We start from the raw sequence: 22613 nt of genomic DNA on the forward strand, positions 1-22613 counted from the left end.
ATCCATCGTGCTCGCAAGGACCCTCCACCTCCCGGAAGGATCGATCCAAGTGGCCGTACCCGATACCCCTCCCGTCACTCGACGTCACGTTCTCCAGGCCTCAGCCATCGGGGTGGCCGCGGTGGCCGCCGCCGGCGCGCTGCCGGCAACGGCCCACGCCGCACCGGTCGACGGAGCACCTGCCGGAGCCGCCGGGCTCGGCGTGGCCCCGCCCGAACCCGGCCCCGGCGGCACCGCCCCGGTCCGGCCCTTCCCCCTGCGCGACGTGACGCTGGGCGACGGGCTGCTCCAGGAGAAGCGCGACCGCATGAAGAGCTACCTTCGGCAGCTCGACGAGCGGCGTTTCCTCGTGCTGTTCAACAACCAGGCCGGCCGGCCGAACCCGCCGGGCGTGACCACCCCCGGGGGGTGGGAGGACGGCGGACTGCTCAGCGGTCACTGGGCCGGGCACTTCATGACGGCCCTGGCGCAGGGCTACGCCGACCACGGCGAGCCGATCTTCAAGAACAAGCTCGACTGGATGGTCGACGAACTCGCCGCCTGCCAGGCCGCGATCACCGCGCGGATGGGCGGCGGCGACCCGGAGGAAGAGGAGCCGGAGGAGCCGGAGATCGACCGGGTCCCGGGCCGGTTCGGCAGCGGACTGCGTCTCAACGGCCCGAGCCGGGCGGAGCACGTGACCCTGCCGCAGGAGGCGATCAGCCAGCTCACCGACTTCACCATCGCCACCTGGGTGAACCTCGCCGCCGCCCAGAACTGGAGCCGGCTGTTCGACTTCGGTCAGAACGCCACGGTCAACATGTTCCTGACGCCGCGCGCCGGCGTCACCGGCAACGCGCCGAGGTTCGCGATCACGGTCAGCGGCAGCGGCGGGGAGCAGCAGATCAACGGCTCGGCGGCGCTGCCCACCAACCAGTGGGTGCACCTGGCCGTGACGCTCGCCCAGAACACCGGCACCCTGTACGTCAACGGTGAGCAGGCCGGGCGGAACACGAACATGACGCTGAGCCCGGCCAACCTCGGCAACCCGGGCAACCGGTGGATCGGGCGGTCGCAGTACGGCGACCCGATGCTCAACGCGACCGTCGACGAGTTCCACATCTTCGACCGGGCGCTCAGCCAGCAGGAGGTGCGGTCGCTGCTGGACTCCCCGGCCGGAAGCACCGGCGGCGGATCGATCGCCTGGTACCGCTTCGAGGAGGAGGGCGGCACCACCATCCGGGACGCCTCGCCCAACGGGCGCGACGGCGGCATCGTGCCGACCCAGAGCGGCGGCGGTGCCCTGTGGACGCCGACCCACCCGGGCTACCTGGGCGCGATCCCGGAGGACGCGGTGCTGCGGCTCGGCCCGCCGCGCTGGGCCGTCTACGGCAGCAACGCCACCACCAACACCTGGGCGCCGTGGTACACCCAGCACAAGATCATGCGTGGCCTGCTCGACGCGTACTACCACACCGACAACGCCAAGGCCCTCGACGTCGTCACCAAGATGGCCAGCTGGGCCCACCTCGCGCTGACCATCGGGGACAAGAACCATCCCGCGTACCCGGGCCCGATCACCCGGGACAACCTGAACTACATGTGGGACCTCTACATCGCCGGTGAGACCGGAGGAGCGAACGAGGTCTTCCCCGAGATCTACGCGCTCACCGGCGACGCGAAGCACCTGGAAACTGCGAAGCTCTTCGACAACCGGGAGTCGCTCTTCGACGCCTGCGTTGAGAACCGCGACATCCTCGTCACGACGCCGCAGACCCGTCCCGGTCGTCGCCGGCCGGAACGGCTGCACGCCAACTCGCACGTGCCGCAGTTCGTCGGCTACCTGCGCGTCTACGAGCACAGCGGGGACACCGAGTACTTCCAGGCCGCCAAGAACTTCTTCGGGATGGTCGTCCCGCACCGCATGTTCGCCAACGGTGGCACCGGCGGCAACTACCCCGGTTCCAACAACAACATCGAGCTGTTCCAGAACCGGGGCAACATCGCCAACGCGATCGCCCAGGGCGGCGCGGAAACCTGCACCACGTACAACCTGATCAAGCTGGCCCGGAACCTGTTCCTCCACGAGCACGACGCCGCGTACCTGGACTACTACGAGCGGGGCCTGATCAACCAGATCGCCGGTTCGCGGGCCGACACCACGACCGTCAGCAACCCGCAGGTCACCTACTTCCAGCCGCTGACCCCGGGCACGAGCCGCAGCTACGGCAACACCGGCACCTGCTGCGGCGGCACCGGTGTCGAGAACCACACGAAGTACCAGGAGACCATCTACTTCAAGTCGGCCGACGGCAGCACCCTCTGGGTCAACCTGTACGCCTCGTCCACCCTCACCTGGGCGGAGAAGGACCTCACCGTCGTCCAGGAGACCGAGTACCCACGACAGGACAGCACCAGGCTGACCGTGCGCGGCAGCGGCCCGCTCGACATCAAACTCCGGGTTCCGGGCTGGGTGCGTAAGGGCTTCTTCGTCACGATCAACGGTGCCGCGCAGCAGCTCGACGCCAAGCCGGGGAGCTACGTGACGCTGAGCCGCGACTGGCAGTCGGGCGACACGATCGACATCCGGATGCCGTTCAGCATCTGGATCGAACGGGCGTCGGACCGCCCCGACACCCAGGCGATCTTCTGGGGCCCCGTCCTCCTCCAGATCCTGGGCAACCCGGGTAACGACAAATACCGCGAGCTCTCGCTGTACCGCCACCTCAAGCTGGACGGCGACTACGCCCGCGCGGCGATCACCCACGCGAGCACCACAGCGGCGGGTGACCGGCTCTTCACCACGCACGGCTTCAACCTGCGGCCGTACTACATCGGCGACACCCAGGCCGCCTCGTCGTACTTCCGTCGGGTGGAGCCGACGATCGTGTTCGGCTCGATCGACACCGGGGTGCCCAACCACAAGCGCAACGACGGCCTGCCGAACTACGACGTACCCGTGAGCGGGATCCCCTCGCCCGGCACCGACGGACCGTCCTTCCTCGATCTGGTCTGGGACCGGGCGCCCTTCGCCAACCACGGCCAGTTCGTGTCGACGGTCGCCGAGGTCGCGGAGGCGTTCGTCCAGGCCGGCGTCCTCACCGCGGCGGAGAAGGACCGGGTCGTCTCGCGCGCCGCCCAGGCACGCCGGGAACTCGCGCCGGAGCCCGCGTGGAAGGTCGAGGCCGAGGCGCGTACCCAGCGGATCGGCGGCACCGCCTACGTCAGCGTCACCGTCCGCAACACCGACACCGTGCCGCTCACCATCGAGCTGGTCACGGCGTACGGCTCACGTACGGTGGCGGACGTCGCCCCCGGCAGGTCCGCCTACCAGTCGTTCAACAGTCGGACCGCCACGGTACCTGCCGGCACCGTGAGCATCAGGATCACCGGGAAGCAGGATGACGATCCGGTGACCGAGCAGATCGAGGCGTCGTACGACGCGAGCAGCTGAGACTGGGCGGTGACCATGGTGGCGGCGTCGGAACCGACGCCGCCACCACCCTCCCTCCCGCCGGGCGGACGGCCTGATCGTGGTGGGCTCCCGCACGGGGACGCGGTCGCGCCGGGATCAAAGTCATTCGATAGGGTTGCTCGGATTCGACGGCGCCCGTCCGACGTCCCGATGCTGGCGGTCCACGATGTCCACCATCATCCGGCCGACCAGCGTTATTCAACTGATCCATGACGGGCGTCAGAATTTCTTGACATCTCGCTCTTCGTGACGAACCATGACCAACGACACAGCGGCGTGCCCCACACCCCACTGCAGATCCGAGGCATCCGCCGGTTCGACGCACCGACCCCCCTCTGCCCCAGGAAGGGCCTAGTCAATGAAGAAGGTCATGGCTCTCGGGCTGATCGCCGCCACCGCGATCGCCCTCACTGGATGTACTGATTCCGATGCGTCCTCGTCCGATCAGAAGGACGGCGAGCTGCGCAAGGTTCGGGTGGCGGCACTGCCCATCACCGAGACCGCCGCGCTGTGGGGCGGCATCAAGGCGGGCCTCTTCGCCAAGCACGGACTCCAGGTCGAGGTGCTGCCCGCCCAGGGTGGCGCGCAGGCCATCCCCGCTCTGATCAACGGCGACATCGACTTCGCCATCGGTCAGCCGTTCGGTCCGTTCCGGGCCGACCTGCAGGACCTCGGCGTCGTGATGATTGGCAACTACGCCTCCTCGTACGCCGAGGGCGACGACATCAACGCCGTCGTGGCGTCGGCGAAGTCCGGCATCAAGCGGCCCGCCGAGCTGGCGGGCAAGCGGGTGTCGGTCAACAGCCTGGGCGCGGCCGGCGACGTGACGATCATGGCCGCGGTGGAGAAGGACGGCGGTGACCCGTCCACGATCAAGTTCGTCGAGGTCGCCTTCCCCGACGCGCCGGCCCAGCTCGAGGCGGGCAACATCGACGCCGCATGGGTGCCGGAACCCTTCGTCACGCAGCTGAAGGGCCGCGGCGACACCTTCATCGTCGCGCCGTACCAGGCGGTCGTTCCCGGCCTCACCACCCTCACCACGTTCACCACGACGAAGAAGGCGGAGTCCGACGCCAAGCTGGTCGACGACTTCACGGCGGCCATGAAGGAGACGCTCACCTGGGCGGAGGACTCCGCCAACGAGACGGCCGTCCGCCAGGCGATCAAGGACAACCTGAAGCTCCCGGAGCCGGTGGCGGACTCGGTGAAGCTGCCGACCTTCAGCTGGGACCTTGACCGGGCCAGCCTGCAGACGCTCGCCGAGCTCGCGCAGAAGTACAAGGTGCTCGACAAGCAGCCCAACCTCGACCGCCTCGTCCAGCAGCGGTAGCCGGTACTTCCTACGCCCTCCCCGGTCTCGCCGGCCGGGGAGGGCGTCGCCACTGATCGACCATGGGAGTGAACTTGCCTCTGCCATCCACCCGGCGCCTGCGCGGGGCGCGCAAAGCGCTGCTGGGCGTCGTCGGTCTTGCCGGTTTCCTCGTTGTCTGGCAGCTGATCCCGACGCTGGGCCTGATCAACTCGCAGTACCTGCCGTACGTGACGGACGTTGCCGTTCGGCTGTCCGAGGAGACCAGCGACCTCGCCTTCTGGCGTCGGCTGGGATCCACCCTCGCGGCCTGGGGGATCGGCCTGGCGGTGGCGACGCTCGCCGCGGTCGTCCTGGGCACGGTCATCGGCCTGGTGCCGTTCCTTCGGCGCGCGACCCACACGATGGTCGAGTTCCTGCGGCCGATCCCGTCGGTCGCCCTCATCCCCCTCGCCGTGCTGATGTTCGGCATCCAGCGGCAGGCCGCCCTGGTGATCATCATCTACGCGTCGTTCTGGCAGGTGTTCGTGCAGGTGATCTACGGCGTGGCGGACATCGACGCGGTCGCCCGCGACACCGCCCGAAGCTTCGGTCTCACCCGCCGCGAGCGGCTGTCGCACCTGGTGATGCCGACCGCGCTGCCGTACGTCATGACGGGCCTCCGGCTCGCCGCGGCGGTGGCCCTGATCCTCGCCATCACCGCGGAGATGGTGATCGGCAATCCCGGTCTCGGGCGCATGATCGAGCTTTCCCGATCGGCCGGTGACAGTGTCGGCCTGTACGCCTTCGTGGTGGTCACCGGCCTGCTCGGGCTGCTGGTGAACATCGTCTTCCGCTTCATCGAGCGCCGCTCGCTGTCGTGGCACCAGTCCGTCCGCGGGGAGGAGGTCCTGTGACCGCGCACACCAGCAGCATCACCATGACCCGGCGGGGGCCTGGAGTCGGGTCCCGCATCGTCGCAAGTTTCCTCTACGCCCTCGGGTTGCCGTTCCTGCTCCTGGTGATCTGGGCCATCGCGGCGACCAGGTCGACGAACCGGTTCTTCCCCGACCCGCTCACGATCTTCAAAGCCTTCGTGGACACCTGGATCGGCCCCGCGTTCGTCGAGGACGTGCTGCCGAGCCTGTACCGGCTCGGCCTCGGTATCCTGGCGTCGATCGTCGTCGGCGTCGCCGTCGGCACGGTCATCGGCCTGGTCCGCTGGCTGCGCGAACTCCTCGAGCCGTTGCTGGAGTTCTTCCGCGCCATCCCGCCGCCGGTGCTGATCCCCGTGGTGATGCTGCTGGTCGGCATCACCGACACGATGAAGGTCGTCGTCATCGTCTCCGGCGCGGTCTGGCCGATCCTGTTGAACACCATCGAGGGCGTGCGGGCCACCGACAGCGTCATGACCGAGACCGCCAACTCCTTCCAGTTGACCTGGTGGGAGCGGCTCCGGTTCCTGGTGCTCCCGGCGGCGAGCCCGCGGATCATGGCCGGGGTCCGGCAAGGACTCTCGGTCGCCCTCATCCTGATGGTGATCTCGGAGATGTTCGCCTCGTCCTCCGGCCTCGGCTACCGGATCGCCTACTTCCAACGGAACTACCTCATCGCTGAGATGTGGAGCGGCGTTCTCCTGCTCGGTCTCGTCGGTGTCTTTCTCGCCGTAGCTTTCGGCCTCGTCGAACGGCGCGTGCTGCGCTGGTACCACGGACTCAGGGAGGTTTCCCGTGCCTGATCGGAGCACTCTGCTGCGGGTGGAGCACCTGCGAAAGGTCTACGAATCCACCAACGGACCCGTCGAGGCCATCGGCGACATCAACTTCACCATGCACGCCGGTGAGCTCGTCTGCATCGTCGGCCCCTCGGGCTGCGGCAAGACCACCCTGCTGAAATGCCTCGCCGGTCTGCTGCGCCCCACCAGCGGTCTGGTCGAGATGGACGGTTCGCCGGTGACCGGGCCGAGCCCCGCCATGGCCGTGGTGTTCCAGGAGTACGGCCGCAGCCTCTACCCCTGGTTGACGGTCCGTGGAAACGTCGAACTTCCGCTGCGCCACAAGAAGCTCTCCCGCGCCGATCGGGAGAAGCTCGTCACCGATGCCCTGGAAGCGGTGGGTCTGGGGCACGCGGCACGCAGCCATCCGTGGCAGCTCTCCGGCGGTATGCAGCAGCGGGTGGCGATCGCGCGGGCCATCGCGTACCAACCCGAGATCATGATCATGGACGAGCCGTTCGCCGCGGTGGACGCCCAGACCCGTGCGGATCTGGAGGATCTCGTGCGGGAGCTGCACGCGACCCGCAACATGTCCATCCTCTTCGTCACCCACGACATCGACGAATCGGTCTACCTGGGAGAACGTGTCCTGGTGTTGTCGAAGTCGCCGACCTGGGTGCAGGAGGACCTCGCGATCGACCTGCCTTCGGAGCGGGACCAGATCACCACCCGTGCCCTGCCTCGTTTCACTGAGCTGCGGACCCACGTCTACGACCAGATCCAGCGTGCCAAGCGTGGGGACGCGGTCGCTGCGCAGCCGGCGCACTGATCGTCTCCACGACGGACTCGCCGAGAGGAAGGGCTGTGCGTAGGCGTCAGCCGAAGCAACTGTTGCTCGCATTCTTCGGTGAGCACGTGGTGGATGCCCCCGTCGGACCGATTCGGGCGAGCACGCTGATCGGCGTGCTCGAGGGCGCCGGCGTCGCCGCGCCGGCGACCCGGGCGACCCTCGACCGGCTCGTGCACAGCGGCATGCTCGCGCGCAGCAGGAGCGGCCGGGAGATCCTGTTCTCGCTGACCGAGCACGGAACGGCGGTGCTGCGCGAGGCGACGCACCGGGTGCGCGGGCCGCGGCCCTTCGACCCGCAGGGGACGGGATGGACGCTGGTCACCTTCTCGATCCCGGAGAACCAGCGGATGCTTCGTCACCGGTTGCGTTCGACCCTGACCTGGGAGGGCTTCGCGCCGATCCGCGACGGCCTGTGGCTGGCGCCGGGCGAGGTCGACCTCGCCGGGTCGCTGGGACCGTTGCGTCAGGACCTCTCCTCCCACGCGGTCGTCGCCTTCCACGCGCGCGAGCTGCCCGGGTTCGCGATCGGCGAGAGCGTCCGGGCGGCCTGGGACATCGAGGCGATCCGGCGCGAACACCTCGCCTTCATCGAGGTCTGGGACGACCCGGCCGCGGCGTCGCTGGCGCCGAGCGCGCTGACCGTGCGGACGATGCTGGTGGCGGACTGGCTCAAGCTGCTGCGCGCCGATCCGCGCCTGCCGCGTGAGTTCATGGACGAGCAATGGCCCGCCACGCGGTCGGCGGAGGTCTACCGGCGAATGCACGAGCAGTTGGCCCAGGAATCCGCCGCCGAGTTCACCGCGCAGGTCACGCGCGGTGGGGCCAGGCCGCGTTTCATGAGTCGCTGACAGACCACCAGCGGACGTCGGTGCTGGTCGGCCGAGCACGGCAGCGCTCCGGCCCAGGACGCCAACGCCCTGGGCCGGAGTGCTGCTGCCGATCAGACGAAGTTCACGTCACTGCACCACATGTAGGCCTGGTCCAGGTGCGAGGCCTGCCAGATGACGAAGAGAATGTGGTGTCCGGTGTAGCCGGAGGTCGAGACGTTGAACGAGATGTTCTGCGACGGGGCGTACCGCCCGGTCTGCGTGATGAAGTCGAGGTTTCCCCACCCGAGCTTCTGGGTGGTGGGGTTGTACCCCTGCTTGCTGACGTAGACCCGGAAGTAGTCGGCACCGTGGCTGGCCTGGTCGTACAGCTGGACGGTGAAGTTGCGGCTGACGTTGGTCGTCTTCCATGCCCCGGCCTGGTTCAGCGTGTCGTTCCGGGACAGGGCGTTGCTGCACAGCTGTCCGTCCGGGGTGCGGGCCTGGAACTGCCCGCCAAGGCCGTCGCGTAGGGCGCTCATCCAGTTCCACATGGTGTCGGGGTTGGCCTGGAACGCCCGGTAACACATGGGGTCCTGCTGCTGCATGGTGGGGCTCATGTGGTTGCTGCCCCAGGTCTTCCAGCACTGGTAGGCGCGCGACGCCGGGTTGACGATGGTGCCGTGGGCCTGGGCGGCGCCGGTCCAGGTCACCATGCCGGCCATCAGGGCGAAGAGCAGCACGAGCGCTCGGACGGGACGGCGGACGGCCGACCGGGATCGACGGCCGGACTGCTGGCGGAGCTCGGGTGTACGCACGGTGGATCCTCCGTTCAGCGCTCATGACGGGTGGTGGGTGGGAGCGCTTCCACGAGTATTGCACCCATGGGTCCGCGCATCAACCGTTGTCGATGAGTAATGCTGCCCGTCGAGCCAGTTCCGGCGAGCGCCTAGGCGCCGAACCGGGCTCGGAGATCGGTCTTGCGCACCTTCCCCGACGCGGTCCGCGGCAGCTCGTCCACGATGACGACGTTCTTCGGCAGCTTGTAGCGGGCGATCCTGCCGTCGAGGAACTCCCGTACGGTGTCGGTGTCGACGGCGGCACCCTCCCGTACGGTCAGGATCGCCCACGGCACCTCGCCCCAACGCGCGTCGGGAACGCCGATGACCGCCGCCCCGGTCACCCCGTCCACTTCGTTGAGCAGGCGCTCGACCTCCGGGGGATAGATGTTCTCCCCGCCCGAAATGATCATGTCCTTGAGGCGGCCGGAGATGTAGAGGTAGCCGTCGGCGTCGAGGTAGCCGAGGTCCCCCGAGCGGTACCAGCCGTCCGCCGTGAACGCGGCCGCCGTCTCCGCCGGCAGTCCGTGGTAACCCGGGAAGATGTTCGGCCCGGCGATCTCGATCTCGCCGATGGTGCCGGCCGGCGCCGCCGCGCCGGTGGAGTCGGCGATCCGTACCTCGGTGAAGAAGTGCGGCAGGCCCACGCTGCCCTGCTTGCGGCGGGTCATCGCGGGCGGCAGCGCCGTCGCGCTCGGTGCGGCCTCCGTCATGCCGTAGCCCTGCGAGAACGACAGACCCCGCTCCTCGTACGCGTTGAGGATGCGTACGGGCACCGCCGAGCCGCCGCAGGTGAGCTTGGTCAACGTGGAGAGATCGGTGGTGGCCCAGTCCGGGTGGTCGGCCATGAGCTGGTACGTGGTCGGCACGCCACTGAGCATGGTGACCCCGTGCCGCTGGATCTGGGCCAGCGCCCGCCCCGGCTCGAACCCCTTCTCCAGCACCATGGTGGCGCCCTTGAGGATGATCGGAAGTGCACCCATACCCAGCGAGGCGACGTGGAACAGCGGCGAGATCATGAGCGCGACGTCGGTCGAGACGACGTCGTAGTCGACGATGCAGTTCAGCGCGACCCAGGTGAGGTTGCCGTGGGTCAGCACGGCACCCTTGGCCTTGCCCGTGGTGCCGGAGGTGTAGACGATCGCCGCGGGGTCGTCGGGGGAGAGCGCGACGTCGAGGCGCTGCACGATCGCCGTACGCAGCAACTGGTCGAGCCCCGGGCGGTGCGCCGTGCCCTCCCCGGTGACGATGACCTGCGCCGTCGCGGCGGCCGGACCCACCGCGTCGGCCACGCGCTCGCCGAACTCGGGATCGTGGATCAGTAGCCGCGCGGCGGAGTCGGTCAGCACGTGGGCGATCTCGGGCGGCGCGAGCCGGGTGTTGACCGGGACGAAGACGGCACCCAGCTGCACGGCCCCGAACATCACCTGCAGGAACTCGGGGCTGTTCTCGCCCAGATAGGCGACCGCGTCACCCTTGCCCACGCCGTGCTGCCGCAGCAGCGCCGAGACGCGATCCGCGCCGTCGGCCAACTGTCCGTACGTCACGGTCGACTCGCCGTGGACGAGCGCGGTCTTGTCGGCCGACTTCAGCCGGCGCTTGGCCATCCAGGCGCCGATTCCGGGGTGGTGCATCATCGATCTCCTGCTGGTGGCGACGGGGGTGCCAGCGGCGAAGGCGCCCTCAGGCGTAGAAGCGGTACAGGCCGCGCGCGACGACGGCGGGCTTGGCGCCACCCTCGATCTCGATGGTCTGGTCGACCGTGATCTGGTAGCCGCCGCGCACCTCGACCACCTCGGCGACGGTGGCCTGCATGCGTACCCGCGACCCGACCGTGACGGGGGCCGGGAAGCGCACCTTGTCGAGGCCGTAGTTCACCTTCGTCGACACGCCCTTGACCTCGAGCAGCTCCGTCCAGAAGGGCACGGCCAGGGAGAGGGTGAGGAAGCCGTGGGCGATCGGCGCGCCGAACGGGCCGTCCTTCGCCCGCTCGGGGTCGACGTGGATCCACTGGTGGTCGTCGGTGGCGTCGGCGAACAGGTTCACCTGGTCCTGGGTGACCGTCCGGTACTCGGTGTGGCCGAGGTCGGTCCCCGCGAGGTCGGTGAGCTGGTCGTAGGTGATGGTGGTCGTCATGGGCTTCCTCCCGTTGTCGTCAATCGGATGCGGCCGCGTCCGCCAGCCCCAGTAGCCGGGCGGCGTTGTCCTTCAGGATGCCCGGGAGCACCTCGGGCTTGAGGTCGGTGGTCTCCACGTCGCGCAGCCAGCGGTCGGGAGTGAGCAACGGGAAGTCCGTGCCGAAGAGGACCCGGTGCTTCAGCATCGAGTTGGCGTAGCGCACCAGCGAGGCGGGGAAGTACTTCGGGCTCCAGCCGGACAGGTCGATCCAGGTGTTGTGCTTGTGCGTCGCCACCGACAGCGCCTCGTCCTGCCAGGGCACGGAGGGGTGCGCCATGATGATCTGCAGCTGTGGGAACTCCGCCGCGATGGGATCGAGCAGCATCGGGTTCGACAGCCCGAGCCGGAAGCCGTAACCCCCGGGCATCCCGGCGCCGATGCCGGTCTGCCCGGTGTGGAACAGCGCCGGCACGCCCGCGGCCTGGAGCACCTCCCACAGCGGCGCGTACTCCTCACGGCTCGGGTCGAACCCCTGCACCGTGGGATGGAACTTGAAGCCGCGTACCCCTTCGTCCTGGATCAGGCGGGCGGCGAGTTCGACCGCCGCCGCTCCGGTACGCGGGTCGACCGACCCGAAGGGGATGAGGACGTCGGCGTGCTCGGCCGCGGCGCGGGCGAGCTCGACGCTGGACAGCGGCGGGTGCGCCAGTTGGGTGCGCGCGTCCACGGTGAAGACGACCGCCGCCATCCGGCGCTCCCGGTAGTACTGCGCGACCGCCTCGATCGCCGGACGCGGCCCGTCGGTCTTGAAGTACTTCGACGCGGCCGCCACGAGGTCGTCGGGCAGCGACTGGTGGCCGTGGTCGTCGACCTCGATGTGCACGTGCATGTCGATCGCCGTCAGGGCGGCGAGGTCGATGGCGGGCTGGTACATGCTCGGGAAACCTTCGTCCGTGGGTCAGGAGGCGGCGGTCTTGAACTCCTCGGGCAGCTCCGGGAAGCGCTCGCCGACGCTCTGCAGCGCGCCGGCGAACTGCGTCGGCCACGCCTCGACGAGCGCGTCGTAGCTCCAGCCACCCTCGTGGTAGGCGGTCAGTGCCGCCTCCGGGTGGGTCCAGACCTGGAGGCGGTCGCCGCCCACTCCGATCACCTGGCCGGTCACTGCGGCGGCCGCGTCGGAGCCGAGGAACGCGATGAGCCCGGCCACGTCGTCGGCGGTGCCGAAGCCGAGATCGTGCCGGAAGAACGCCGGCATCGGCTCGCCCTTCGCCTCGGCCTGCATGGCGGCGGCGAAGTAGGGGACCGTCGCGGTCATGGCGGTCGCGGCGACGGGCACGACGGTGTTGGCGGTGATGCCGGCGCGCTTGAGCTCGAGCGCCCAGGTGCGCACCATGCCGACGATGCCGGCCTTGGCCGCCGCGTAGTTGGTCTGGCCGAAGTTGCCGCGCTGGCCGGTGGGGGAGCCGATGCAGATGATCCGCCCGCCCTCGCCGGCCGCCCGCATGTGCAGCACCGCTTCCCGGACGGTGGTGAAGGTGCCGCGCAGGTGCACGTTGATGACGGTGTCGAAGTCGTCGTCACTCATCTTCCACAGCACGGTGTCGCGCAGGACACCGGCGTTGGTGACCAGGATGTCGAGCCGCCCGAAGCTCTCGACCGCCGCGCTGACCAGCTGCTTCGCGGTCTCGGTCGGACCGACCGGGGCGACCACCGCGACGGCCTGCCCGCCGATCGCCTGGATCGCCGCGACGGCGTCGGCCGCGGTCTGCGCATCGACGTCGTTCACCACGACGGACGCGCCCCGTCGGGCGAGCTCCTGCGCGTACGCGAGGCCGAGGCCCCGCCCGGACCCGGTGACGATGGCGACCTTGCCGTCCAGAGACATTAAAACTCCTTCGTGTCCCGCCGATCTGAGCATGAATCGTTGAAAATGTCAATTATTTGTGAAGCTTGCTACCATCATCGCCATGTCCCGTAGGGAGAAGACCCGGCAGACGGGGCAGGAGAGCCTGCGGGACAGTGTGCTCGGTGGGGACCTGATCTTTCTGCTCGCCCGCGCCAACGCGCTGACGCTCGCGGCGGCGAACGCCGTCCTCGCGCAGCACGGACTGAAGGCGCGCTCCTATTCTGTGCTCGCGCTCGCCGCCGACGACGCCCGCCCCACCCAGCGCGAGCTCGCCGAGTTTCTCCGCCTGGATCCGAGCCAGGTCGTCGCCCTCGTCGACGGGCTGGAGAAGCGTCAGCTCATCGAGCGCCGGACCGACCCCGCCGACCGGCGGGCCAACGTCCTCGTCGCCACCGACGCCGGTCGGGACCTGTTCGCCCAAGCCCAGGAGTCCGCCCGCGCCGTGGAGTTGGGCCTGCTCGCCACCGTGACGCCCGAGGACCACGAACGCCTGGCCGAACTGCTGCGGCTGCTGGCCTTCCCCGACTGACGCCGTGACCGGGCGGCGCCGCCGTGGCGCCACCCGGTCACGGGCACAGGGCAGATCAGCCGGCGCAGTTGAGGCCGGAGTAGTCGGCGGTGAAGACGCTCGTCACGTCCCGGCCACCGATCGAACCGCTGGCGCGTACGGTCGCCGAACCGGCCCCGACCGCGGCCGTACGGGTGGCAAACTGCTGGAAGGCGTTCGCACCCGGAGCCACGCTCGCCACCGACCGCTCGCCGTACGCGGTCTCCAGGACGATGTCCACCGACGCACCGTGGTCGTTACGGGCCTGCACCGCGACGTACGCCTTGCCGGCGACGCAGCGCGCCTGCGCGGTCACCGTCACGGGCAGCTCCGCTGGAGCCCCCGGGCCGTCGGCGGCCCAGCGGATCCAGGTGTTCGCCAGCGGCACCTGGCCGACACCGGGCTTCGACCAGTCACAGACGCCGCCGGGGAAGACCGCCCGCAGGCGCTGCCACTGCTCGTCGGTGAAGATCACTTTGTACGCCGAGCGGTTCAGGGGCTGAAGCTGGCACTTGAGCACGGCGGAGCTGGTCGGCCCGCCGGCGATCACGCGCGGGTTGCGGTGGTACGGGAAGAGCTGGTTGCACCGCGCGGCCGGATCCAGGGTCAGCTCCTCCACGATCCGGTCCCCGTTGGCCGCGATGCAACCGTCGGCCATCCCCTCGGGACGGGACAGCCGGGTCAGCGCCACGTCGTCCAGCTGGGGACGAGCCGCTGCCAGCGCGGCCCGGGCGGTCAGCCAGGCGTCCATGCTCGCCAGCGCCTCGTTCTGGGCCGTCGTGGCGGCGGCACCCGACGCGGCGGTGATGCTGATGTGGTTGTCGGCGTTGCCGTTGGCCGCGATGATCCGCTCCCGCATGGTCCAGGACCGGAAGCGGTCGTGGAAGTCGCCGGAGGGGTCGGTGTAGCCGCGGGTCTCGATGATCGGCGTCCACCGCAGGCCACCGTCGAACTGGTTGATCCGGCCGGTCTCGTACGCCACCCTGATCGCGTCGATGTTCGCCGAGGTGCGCTGCGGCGTACGGTTGCCCTCGACGTCGAGGCCGCCGATGCCCTCGTTGAGCCGGACGAACTGCTCGGGGGTGAGCACCTGCGACTCAAGGGTCTGCAGGCCGTACTGCACGCCGACGGTGTCCGGGATGATCGGCCGGCCGGAGCCGGTGGCCGGGTCCACGCCGTACACGTTCGAGATGAAGTCCGCCATGGCGCAACGGATGCCGGTCGGGTTGTTGACCGGGTGGTACCGCAACGCCGCCGGGACGTGGTTCGGGCAGCTGGTGGGCCAGTCGACGCTGTCGAAGAACTGGTAGCCGTCGCAGGTGTTCGGGCTGCCGAAGCCGCCGACCGCGGTGCGCTGGGCGGTCGACAGCCCGGCGGCGGAGGCGGCCTGGCTGATGAACCGGCACTCGTGGCCGCTGATCGTGGTGGAGCGCTCGTCGGGGTAGCCGATCTGGCCGATGACGCCGTCGAGGATGCCGGGGTAGGCGTTGGAGATCAGCAACTGCTGCATCGTGCCGGCCGAACCGCCCCAACCCATGGTGAAGTCGGGGACGCCGTACGTCTCCGTGAAGTGCTCCTTGACCATCATCGCGGTCTCGGCGGACGTGACGTCGTTGCAGTTGTTGGCGAAGACGTTGAACGTCGAGCTGGCCAGCGCGTAGCCGCGGCTGAGCAGGGTGTGGTCCATGACCCCGCCGGTGCTCGTGGCCTGGGTGTATCCGATGCCGCAGGCGCCGCCGAAGGTGTAGACCAGCCGGTTGTTCCAGCCCGGGGTGGCCGTCCACGGATCGGGGACCTGAGTGCCCGGCTCGTGCAGCAGCGCGATCTCGTAGACCGCCCGGTTGATGGTGCCGCGCTCGATCCGCACGATGTACGGGACGGTCCGGCCGTCGCTCGTGGTGGTGGTGGCCAGGTTGCCGGGTCGGGGGCCGTCGGGCAGGGCGGCGAAGCCGCCGGTGGTGGTGCGGTACTGGTACGTCACGCGCGGCGCCGCGACGTGGCAGTTCTCGTCGACCGGCCCGAGGTTCCAGGGGTTGCCCGAGGCGGTGCAGAAGAGCGGGATGTGCGGGCCGGAGAGGACCGGGCCCTCGGCGGGGTGATTCACCAGCGTGACGTCGGCCTGGGGACGGCCGTGCCCGAGCCCGTTGGACCGGATCTCGAGTGTGTTGTCGCCCAGCGCCAGGTCGTCGACGAGACCGAGCAGCGTGCGACCGTCACCGACCGGGCGGAACTGACGGGTGAGGTCACGGCCGTCGAGGTGGACCTTCACCTGGTGCGGCGGGACGTTGCGCGGCACGCCGATGCGGACCAACGCGTCGCCGCCACTGATCATGTCCGCGCGGGTGGAGACGACCTCCACATCGAACGTACGGTCGACACCTGCGTTGATCGGCGGTGCGGCCATGGCCAGCGCCGCCGAGCCGCCGATCAGTGCGGTGGCGACGAACGTGGTGAGTGCGACCTTCAAGGATCGTCGCGGTGTCAGCCCTCTGAATCGATACGGGTGCATGGCGGGCCCCTTTCAGCCGAGAGCGTGCGGCTGGACGTCCTGTGGTCACAGGCGCAGGGGGAACATAATGCGAAATCCGATCAAGCGTCAACGATTTTGCAATGTATCTGCGCCAGGCGGGAGATCGACCGCCGTTCGGGCGGGCAGCGGTGAACCGCGCTCAGGGCCGGTCGGGAGTCTGGACGAGCTCCTCGAAGCGGGCCTGCGCCGACTGGGCCAGCGCCGCGCAGGTACGCAGGAACATCGCCCGCGCCCGGGCACGGGGGAAGGTGGCCGGCAGGAAGGTGACCGGCAGGTCGGGATCGTCGCCCACCAGGGCACGCCAGTCGTTGACCAGCTCGGTACGCCGGACGAGCGCCTGCGCCGGTGCCACCGCACCGGCGGCGGCCCTCTCGGCCAGGTCGTGGTACCGCTGCAGGAACGCCTCGTAGTCGGCGGCCAGCTCGTCGATCCGCCAGGCGGCCTCGAGCCGGGCCCGGCCGCTCGGCAGCAGGTCGAGGTCGGTGGAGCGGAGCACCACCGCGTCGTTGACCCCGAGCTCGCTCAGCTGCTCGCGAACCTCGTCGTACCGGTCGTGCGGAGTGACCCAGGTGGCGTCGTACAGCGGCCAGAACGTCAGCCAGCGCAGCCGGGCCCGCAACAGCCGGCGCTGGTTGGCGTCGTCGAGCGGCAACGTGAACGCGATCAGCGTCCAGCAGCCGTCCCAGGCGTTCTTGTCGGTGGTGGCGAAGATGCGCCGGGCGCCGCGCCGGAGGATGTGCGACGCCGACTCGGTCAGCAGGTAGCTGGTGCGCCGGCCCTCCTTGGTCCGTTCGAGCATGCCGCGTTGGGTCAGCCGGCTGAGCGTGGCGCGGGCGTTGGCGGGCGCGATGTCGAACTCGGCCAGCACCGCGACCAGCCCGCCGGACGGCAGCGGCGACCGCCCCGGGTGTCCGTAGTCGCCGAGCAGGGTCACCAGCAGCCGCTGCGCCCGGGCCCGCCCGACCGCCGCCGAGCGGTCCGCCGGTGTGAGCGGGTCGTCCTCGTTCACGACCAGCATGACCCGGTGCCGATCACCAGCGGCCAGGGGCGAGCGGTCAGCGGACGTGCATGACGGACGGCGGGCACCCGGATGAATCTACTGCCTCTCGTGACGAGACCGTAACGGCACCCGACCCGATGGTTGCCGGTACGCGCCGAGCGCCCGGGAGAGCACCCGGCCGGCCGCCTGGACCAACGGTGCCAGGGCCACCGGGTCCGCCCGGTCATGGGCGACGACCAGCGAGATCGCCGCCACCACACCATCCGGGTCGCGGATCGGTGCGGCGATCGAGAGGGCGTCCATCGTGACCTGGCGGTCGCTGATCGCGTACCCGGCGCGACGCACCTCGGCGAGACGGCGGCGCAGCCGTACCGGGTCGGTGATGGTCAGCGCGGTGTACCGCTCCAGCGGCGCGGCCAGCACCTGCTCCTGCACCTCGGTCGGCGCGTAGGCGAGCAGGACGAGCCCCACTCCGGTGGCGTGCAGCGCGAAGCGGCCGCCGACCCGGGTGAGCACGGGTACCGCGCGCCGCCCGGCGATCCGTTCGATGAAGACGAGTTCGAAATTCTGCCGGACGGCGAGCTGGACGTTCTCGTGGGTCACCTCGTACAGGTCTTCCATGATCGGCAGGGCCAGCTCGCGCAGCCCCAGACCCCTCGGGGCGAGCGAACCCACCTCCCACAGCCGCAGGCCGATGCGGTACCGCCCGTCGTCGCCGCGTTCCAGCGCTCCCCACGCGACCAGCTCCGCCACCCGCCGGTGCGCGGTGGGCAGCGGCAGCTCGGCCCGCCGGGCCAGCTCGCTCAGGGTCAGCGTCGGGCTGGCGGGGGAGAACGCGTCGAGCAGCGCCAGCACCTTGCTGGTGACCGACCGACCCGGTTGCGTGCCCACCCCGCCATCATCCCCACCCGCGCCGATCGGTCACAGCTCCAGGACCAGCCGGGGCGTCCGGGCCCGGGAGACACAGATCATCATGGTGTCGCCCGCGGCCCGTTCCTCCTCGGTGAGCAGGCTGTCGCGGTGCTCCGGCTCGCCGGCGAGCACGGTGGTCTCGCAGGTGCCGCAGGTGCCCTCCCGGCAGGAGGAGAGCACCTGCACACCGGCCTTCTCCACCGCGTCGAGGATCGGCGTGCCCGGGGGTACGGTCACCGTCCGCCCGGAGAGCCTCAGCTCGACCTCGATCGTCGTCTCCTCGCCACCGGTGGCCTCCGTCGGCGCGAAGCGCTCCACGTGCAGGCAGCCGGGTGGCCAGCCGCGGCAGCGCTCCTCCACCGCGCTGATCAGTGCCTCCGGGCCGCAGCAGTAGACGAGACCGGTATCGGGCCGACCCAGTAACCCGGCCAGATCGAGCAGCCCGGTCTCGTCCTGCGGGTACAGGCTCACCCGGTCGCCGTACTTGTCGCGCAGGGCCTCGGCGAAGGCCATGCTGGCGCGGCTGCGTCCCCCGTACACCAGCCGCCAGTCGGCACCGGCGGCGTCGGCGGCGGCGACCATGGGCCGCAGCGGGGTGATCCCGATGCCACCGGCGATGAAGAGGTAGCGCTCTGCCGTGACCAGCCGGAAGTTGTTGCGCGGCCCGCGCACCCGGACGGTCGCGCCGGTGGTGAGCCGGTCGTGCACGAACCGGGAACCGCCGCGCCCGTCCGACTCCCGCTGGACCGCGATCCGCAGTGTGGCGCGCTCCGCCGGGTCACCGCAGAGGGAGTACTGGCGCACCAGGCCGGGACCCAACTCCAGGTCGACGTGCGCGCCTGGGGCCCACGCTGGCAGGTCGCCGCCGTCGGGGCGGCCCAGGGTGATCGCGACGACCTCGGCCGCCACCTGCTCCCGGCCGATCACCACGAGGTCCATTCCGGCCGGGCTGTCCCCGGTCACGCCGACACCGCCTGCCGCTGCGGCGTCGGGGTCGGCGCGGCCGGGGCCTGGTGGCCCTGCGGGTGAGCGAGCAACCACTCCCACAACTCGACCGGCTCCTCGGCGACGCGTTCCGCGCCGCAGTGGCAGACCCCGCGCAGGATGTCGGTGCCCGGCATCCAGTGGATCCGGTAGACCCGGTCGCCGGTGAGCATGCGGCGGTTCACTGTGGCGCTCCCACCGTCCCCGACCCGATCATCCGGGCCAGCAGGCGCCGGGCGGCCAGACCACCGGTGTCGATGTTGATGCTGAGTTCCTGGTACTTGTCCGGCTCGGAGGCGATCACCTGCTCCAGGAGGTTCAACGCGGTCACGTCCTGCATGACCACGGTGTGGTTGCTCTGGTAGAGGTACTCGCTGACCGACTCGTCATCGATCGCGAAGTCACGCGCCACGGCCCAGAAGTCGTAGGTGGTGTTCTCGGTCGACGGGGTGATGGCGTACACGATCTCGGCGTGGAAGGCGTCGCTGTCCGGACCCTCCGCCGGCGGATAGACGCCCTGCGGCGCGATCCGGCTGTGCAGCAGGTAGAGGCAGGGCGGGTGGAACTCGATGTCCTGCCACCGGGTGATCCGGCCCTGGATCCCGGTGGAGCGCGCGTAGAACGGCGGGCACTCCGCGTCGTCCATGTGCCGGCTGACGTAGACGATGCCCTTCTCGTCGTCCACCTCGGTGGTGATCGGCGTGTTCGCCACCTCCGGCGTGCCGATGTAGCCACCGTGCAGGTAGGTCTCGTGGGACAGGTCCATGAGGTTGTCCACCAGCAGTTGGTAGCGCGCGTTGAGCGGCGCCATCCCGCGCACCACCGTGTACGCCGGATCGGCCAGCCACGGCGCGCGGGGGATGGTGGTGGGGTCGGCCCGCTCCCGGTCACCGATCCACACCCAGATGAAGGAATCCTGCTCCACCACCGGATACGCGGCCACCCGGGCGGTACGCGGGATGCGCTGCTGACCCGGCACGAAGACGCAGGTGCCCGTCTGGTCGTAGGTGAAGCCGTGGTAGCCGCAGACGATGCTGTCGCCGTCGAGCCGGCTCTCCGACAGCGGGTACCGCCGGTGTACGCAGCGGTCCGCGAGCGCCACCGCCTCCCCGGCCTCGGTGCGGTAGAGGACCAGCGGCTCACCCAGCACCGTACGGGCGAGCAGTTCCCGCCCGACCTCGCTGCCGTAGGCCGCCACGTACCACTGATCACGTGCGAAGGGCATGCGATCGAACCTCCCGGTGGTGAACGACGTTGTGGCCGGATCATCCCGTGGGGAGCCGCCGTCGGGGAGACGCGTTTTCACTGAATGAAAGCCGGCGGGGCGTTCTCGCGCACCCCATCGTCAGAATTGGTCGGCGACCCACTCGGCGAGCAGCCGCGCGCAGTCGTCCACCGACTCCTGCCAGGTACGGCCGGCTCCGGTGCCGGCCCCGTCACTGACCTGTTTGACCAGGCGGACCGGTACGCCGAACCGGCGTGCCGTCGAGGCCACGGCGTAGCCCTCCATGTCCACCAGTTGGGCGCGTGCGGCCAGCGCGTCGCGGGCCTCGTCGTCGGCGATGAACTGGTCGCCGGTGGCGAGCACCGGGCCGGTGTCGGCCAGGGTCAGCGGCGCCCCGACGGTCTGCCCGGTCAGCCGACGGATGAACTCGGTGTCCAGGTCGTGTTGGATGACGCTGCCCACCTCGTGGGTACCCGTCCAGTCAGGGTGCAGCGCACCGGCCGTGCCGAGATTGACCACCACCGCCGGCAGCGCGCCGCGGGCCAGCACCGCCGCGACGGCGGCCGTGGCGTTGACCTTCCCCATGCCGGTGAGCAGCACCGGGAGACGCGGATCGAGGCGGGCGGCCTCCTCCGCGAGTGCCAGGACGAGGAGCGGGCGGTCGGGGTCGATCGTGCCGCGCAACTGCATCGGGCGATGGTAGCGACACCTGCGACCGGGCTTGTCCCGCCACCGACTGCGGCCCGGCCATCTCACGGACTGTCGTGACGCGGACACCATGGGTGCGCGAAGTTGCGTGCCCTGCCTGTGCAACGCTCGTTGAGCGTCATGCCGACCACCCGGTCCCGCCCGCCTGTCTCTGCCCGGTCCCGCAGCAGGCAGAGGCAGGGGCGACCCCACCTCGCACCCCTTTGGAGAGCATAATGTCCCTTGCCCCGGCCCGGGTCTTCGCCGCGCTGAACGCGGTGCGGTACCCCGCCCAGCCGTCGCCGATGTTGGGCAAGGCCGTCGTGATGGGTGGCAGCATCGCGGGGTTGCTGGCTGCCCGGGTGCTGTCCGATCACGCGGAGTCCGTCGTGATGATCGACCGCGACGACCTGCGGGTGACCGGGCAGCGGCCCGGCGTACCCCAGGGGACGCAGCTGCACGCGCTGCTGCCTGGTGGTTTCCTCCAGCTGGAGCACCTGTTTCCCGGCTTCCGTGAGCGGGCCCTGGCTCAGGGCGCGATCGAGGCACCCCCGGCGGCGCGACGCAACTACCTCGACGGCCGGCTGAAGGTGACGGTGCCGGACGACGCCGACAGTCTGGCCGGCAGCCGTCCGCTGCTGGAGGGCCTGATCCGCCAGCACGTGCTTCGGTTGCCCAACGTCAAGACCGTCACCGCCCGCGCCACGGGTCTCGTGTTCGACGGTGCGGCGACCACCGGGGTCCGGTACGACGTCGGTGGGGCGCCCGGCGTCGAGAACGCGGACCTCGTGGTGGACGCGATGGGCCGGTCGAGCCGGCTCTCCGACTGGCTGGAGCAGGCCGGCTGGCAGCGGCCCGCGATGCGGCGGATGACCGTGCACCTGAACTACGCGACGGCGCTGTTCCGCCGCCCGGCCGGGAACCCGGAGCACACCGTGGTCCTGGCGTTGAACAGTCCCCGGCTCTCGTCGGACGTCGCCGGCGCCGCCTTCTTCGCCATCGAGGAAGGTCGTTGGATGGTGATGATGGCCGGTTACGCGAACCACCGTCCCGGGCACACCGCCGAGGACTTCGTCCGACGGCTGCGGGAGCAGTTCCCGCCGGAGTTCGGTGAGGTCGCCGGGTGCGAGATGCTCGGCGAGGTCCGGACCTACCACCACGCCGACAGCCGGCGGCGTGACTTCCACGCGCTGAACCGCTTCCCCGCCGGGTTGGTCCCGGTCGGCGACGCGGTCGCGTCGTTCAACCCGGTGTACGGGCAGGGGGTCACGGCGGCGGCTCTGCACGCGGCCTGCCTGTCGACCTACCTGCGGTCGGGGCCGGACCTGGCGCGGCCCGCGCGCGAGTTCCTCGCCCTCCAGCAGGTGGTGGTCGACGCCGCCTGGTCCCTGTCGACCTCCGCCGACCTGGCGCTGCCGCACGTCGAGGGTCCCTACCCGCGCGGCTACCGGTTCTCCAGTTGGATCAGCCGGCAGATCGTCGCGGCAACCGTCACGGACGTGACCACCGCCCGCCGCTTCAACGACGTCGTCTCCATGCGGGCGCACCCAAGCTCACTGGCCCGCCCCCACGTAATCCTGAACGCCCTCCGCGCAAACCGCCGCCCCCACCACCCCCCACCCCACCCCCACCCACCCCACCCGCCACCCCCACCCCGCCCACCCCCACCCCCACCCCCACCCCGTTGATCATGAGGTTAGCGGCGAAGTTGATCTCCTCAACTGCCGCTAACCTCATGATCAACGCGAGGGGG

The 22613-nt window shown here is 70.1% G+C and carries 20 protein-coding genes; 8 read left to right on the top strand and 12 right to left on the bottom strand.

From position 1 onward, the window contains the following. Positions 1-49 precede the first annotated feature (49 nt). The 6 genes from IEY61_RS28730 to IEY61_RS28755 all read left to right on the top strand — a co-directional run bounded on the left by IEY61_RS28730 (position 50) and on the right by IEY61_RS28755 (position 8154). A complete protein-coding gene (locus IEY61_RS28730; RefSeq protein WP_189049966.1) occupies positions 50-3433 on the top strand; it encodes a beta-L-arabinofuranosidase domain-containing protein in 3384 nt (1127 codons plus the stop codon). Positions 3434-3812: 379 nt separating this feature from the next. Further along, complete coding sequence (locus IEY61_RS28735) at positions 3813-4784, top strand: ABC transporter substrate-binding protein (protein ID WP_189049968.1); 972 nt, start codon at positions 3813-3815, stop codon at positions 4782-4784. 74 nt (positions 4785-4858) lie between these two features. Further along, positions 4859-5659, top strand: coding sequence for an ABC transporter permease (locus IEY61_RS28740; RefSeq protein WP_229706526.1), 801 nt, complete (start codon positions 4859-4861; stop codon positions 5657-5659). After that, on the top strand, positions 5656-6480 hold the full coding sequence (locus tag IEY61_RS28745; RefSeq protein ID WP_229706527.1) for an ABC transporter permease: 825 nt from the start codon (positions 5656-5658) through the stop codon (positions 6478-6480). Before IEY61_RS28740 ends, IEY61_RS28745 begins: the two co-directional genes overlap by 4 nt. After that, positions 6473-7285 carry an ABC transporter ATP-binding protein gene (locus IEY61_RS28750; RefSeq protein ID WP_189049972.1) on the top strand — a complete coding sequence of 271 codons (813 nt, stop codon included), beginning with the start codon at positions 6473-6475 and terminating at the stop codon, positions 7283-7285. Before IEY61_RS28745 ends, IEY61_RS28750 begins: the two co-directional genes overlap by 8 nt. 35 nt (positions 7286-7320) lie before the next feature. Continuing rightward, complete coding sequence (locus IEY61_RS28755; RefSeq protein WP_189049974.1) at positions 7321-8154, top strand: PaaX family transcriptional regulator; 834 nt, start codon at positions 7321-7323, stop codon at positions 8152-8154. 92 nt (positions 8155-8246) lie between these two features. Here IEY61_RS28755 and IEY61_RS28760 read toward each other — a convergent pair whose 3' ends face one another. The 5 genes from IEY61_RS28760 to IEY61_RS28780 form a co-directional block, all read right to left on the bottom strand. Beyond that, positions 8247-8930: a lytic polysaccharide monooxygenase auxiliary activity family 9 protein gene (locus IEY61_RS28760; RefSeq protein ID WP_229706528.1), complete on the bottom strand. Its 684-nt coding sequence runs from the start codon at positions 8928-8930 to the stop codon at positions 8247-8249. 131 nt (positions 8931-9061) lie between these two features. Next, positions 9062-10585, bottom strand: a complete 1524-nt coding sequence (locus IEY61_RS28765) for an acyl-CoA synthetase (RefSeq protein WP_189049976.1) — start codon at positions 10583-10585, stop codon at positions 9062-9064. A 49-nt stretch (positions 10586-10634) separates the two neighbouring features. Next, the gene (locus tag IEY61_RS28770) at positions 10635-11087 is read right to left on the bottom strand and encodes a MaoC family dehydratase (protein ID WP_189049978.1); all 453 of its coding nucleotides are present in this window, start codon (positions 11085-11087) and stop codon (positions 10635-10637) included. A gap of 19 nt (positions 11088-11106) precedes the next feature. Continuing rightward, positions 11107-12003 carry an amidohydrolase family protein gene (locus IEY61_RS28775; protein ID WP_189049980.1) on the bottom strand — a complete coding sequence of 299 codons (897 nt, stop codon included), beginning with the start codon at positions 12001-12003 and terminating at the stop codon, positions 11107-11109. 24 nt (positions 12004-12027) lie between these two features. After that, a complete protein-coding gene (locus IEY61_RS28780) occupies positions 12028-12954 on the bottom strand; it encodes an SDR family oxidoreductase (protein WP_189049982.1) in 927 nt (308 codons plus the stop codon). A gap of 82 nt (positions 12955-13036) precedes the next feature. Between IEY61_RS28780 and IEY61_RS28785 the strand changes: the two genes are divergently transcribed. Further along, positions 13037-13504: a MarR family winged helix-turn-helix transcriptional regulator gene (locus IEY61_RS28785; RefSeq protein WP_189049984.1), complete on the top strand. Its 468-nt coding sequence runs from the start codon at positions 13037-13039 to the stop codon at positions 13502-13504. 55 nt (positions 13505-13559) lie between these two features. On the opposite strand, the gene IEY61_RS28790 is transcribed toward IEY61_RS28785, so the two are convergent. From IEY61_RS28790 to IEY61_RS28820, 7 genes are all read right to left on the bottom strand, one after another. After that, positions 13560-15989, bottom strand: a complete 2430-nt coding sequence (locus IEY61_RS28790; RefSeq protein ID WP_189049986.1) for a DUF6351 family protein — start codon at positions 15987-15989, stop codon at positions 13560-13562. A gap of 202 nt (positions 15990-16191) precedes the next feature. Further along, on the bottom strand, positions 16192-17061 hold the full coding sequence (locus tag IEY61_RS28795) for a PaaX family transcriptional regulator (protein ID WP_189049988.1): 870 nt from the start codon (positions 17059-17061) through the stop codon (positions 16192-16194). 87 nt (positions 17062-17148) lie between these two features. Continuing rightward, positions 17149-17943, bottom strand: coding sequence for an IclR family transcriptional regulator (locus tag IEY61_RS28800; protein WP_189049990.1), 795 nt, complete (start codon positions 17941-17943; stop codon positions 17149-17151). Positions 17944-17973: 30 nt separating this feature from the next. Further along, positions 17974-18927: a PDR/VanB family oxidoreductase gene (locus IEY61_RS28805; RefSeq protein ID WP_308424600.1), complete on the bottom strand. Its 954-nt coding sequence runs from the start codon at positions 18925-18927 to the stop codon at positions 17974-17976. Continuing rightward, positions 18924-19133, bottom strand: coding sequence for a hypothetical protein (locus IEY61_RS28810; protein ID WP_229706529.1), 210 nt, complete (start codon positions 19131-19133; stop codon positions 18924-18926). Before IEY61_RS28810 ends, IEY61_RS28805 begins: the two co-directional genes overlap by 4 nt. Further along, entirely contained in the window at positions 19130-20173 is a 1044-nt protein-coding gene (locus IEY61_RS28815) for an aromatic ring-hydroxylating dioxygenase subunit alpha (protein WP_189049992.1), read from the bottom strand. Before IEY61_RS28815 ends, IEY61_RS28810 begins: the two co-directional genes overlap by 4 nt. A gap of 120 nt (positions 20174-20293) precedes the next feature. Further along, entirely contained in the window at positions 20294-20863 is a 570-nt protein-coding gene (locus IEY61_RS28820) for a nucleosidase (protein ID WP_189049994.1), read from the bottom strand. A gap of 233 nt (positions 20864-21096) precedes the next feature. On the opposite strand from IEY61_RS28820, the gene IEY61_RS28825 reads away from it, so the two are divergent. Then, positions 21097-22548 (top strand): FAD-dependent oxidoreductase, encoded by a 1452-nt coding sequence (locus tag IEY61_RS28825; protein ID WP_229706530.1) that lies wholly within the window; start codon positions 21097-21099, stop codon positions 22546-22548. The last annotated feature ends 65 nt before the right edge of the window (positions 22549-22613 follow it).

The sequence above is a fragment of the Micromonospora sonchi genome (assembly GCF_014646235.1).
GTDB classification, from domain to species: Bacteria; Actinomycetota; Actinomycetes; order Mycobacteriales; family Micromonosporaceae; genus Micromonospora; species Micromonospora sonchi.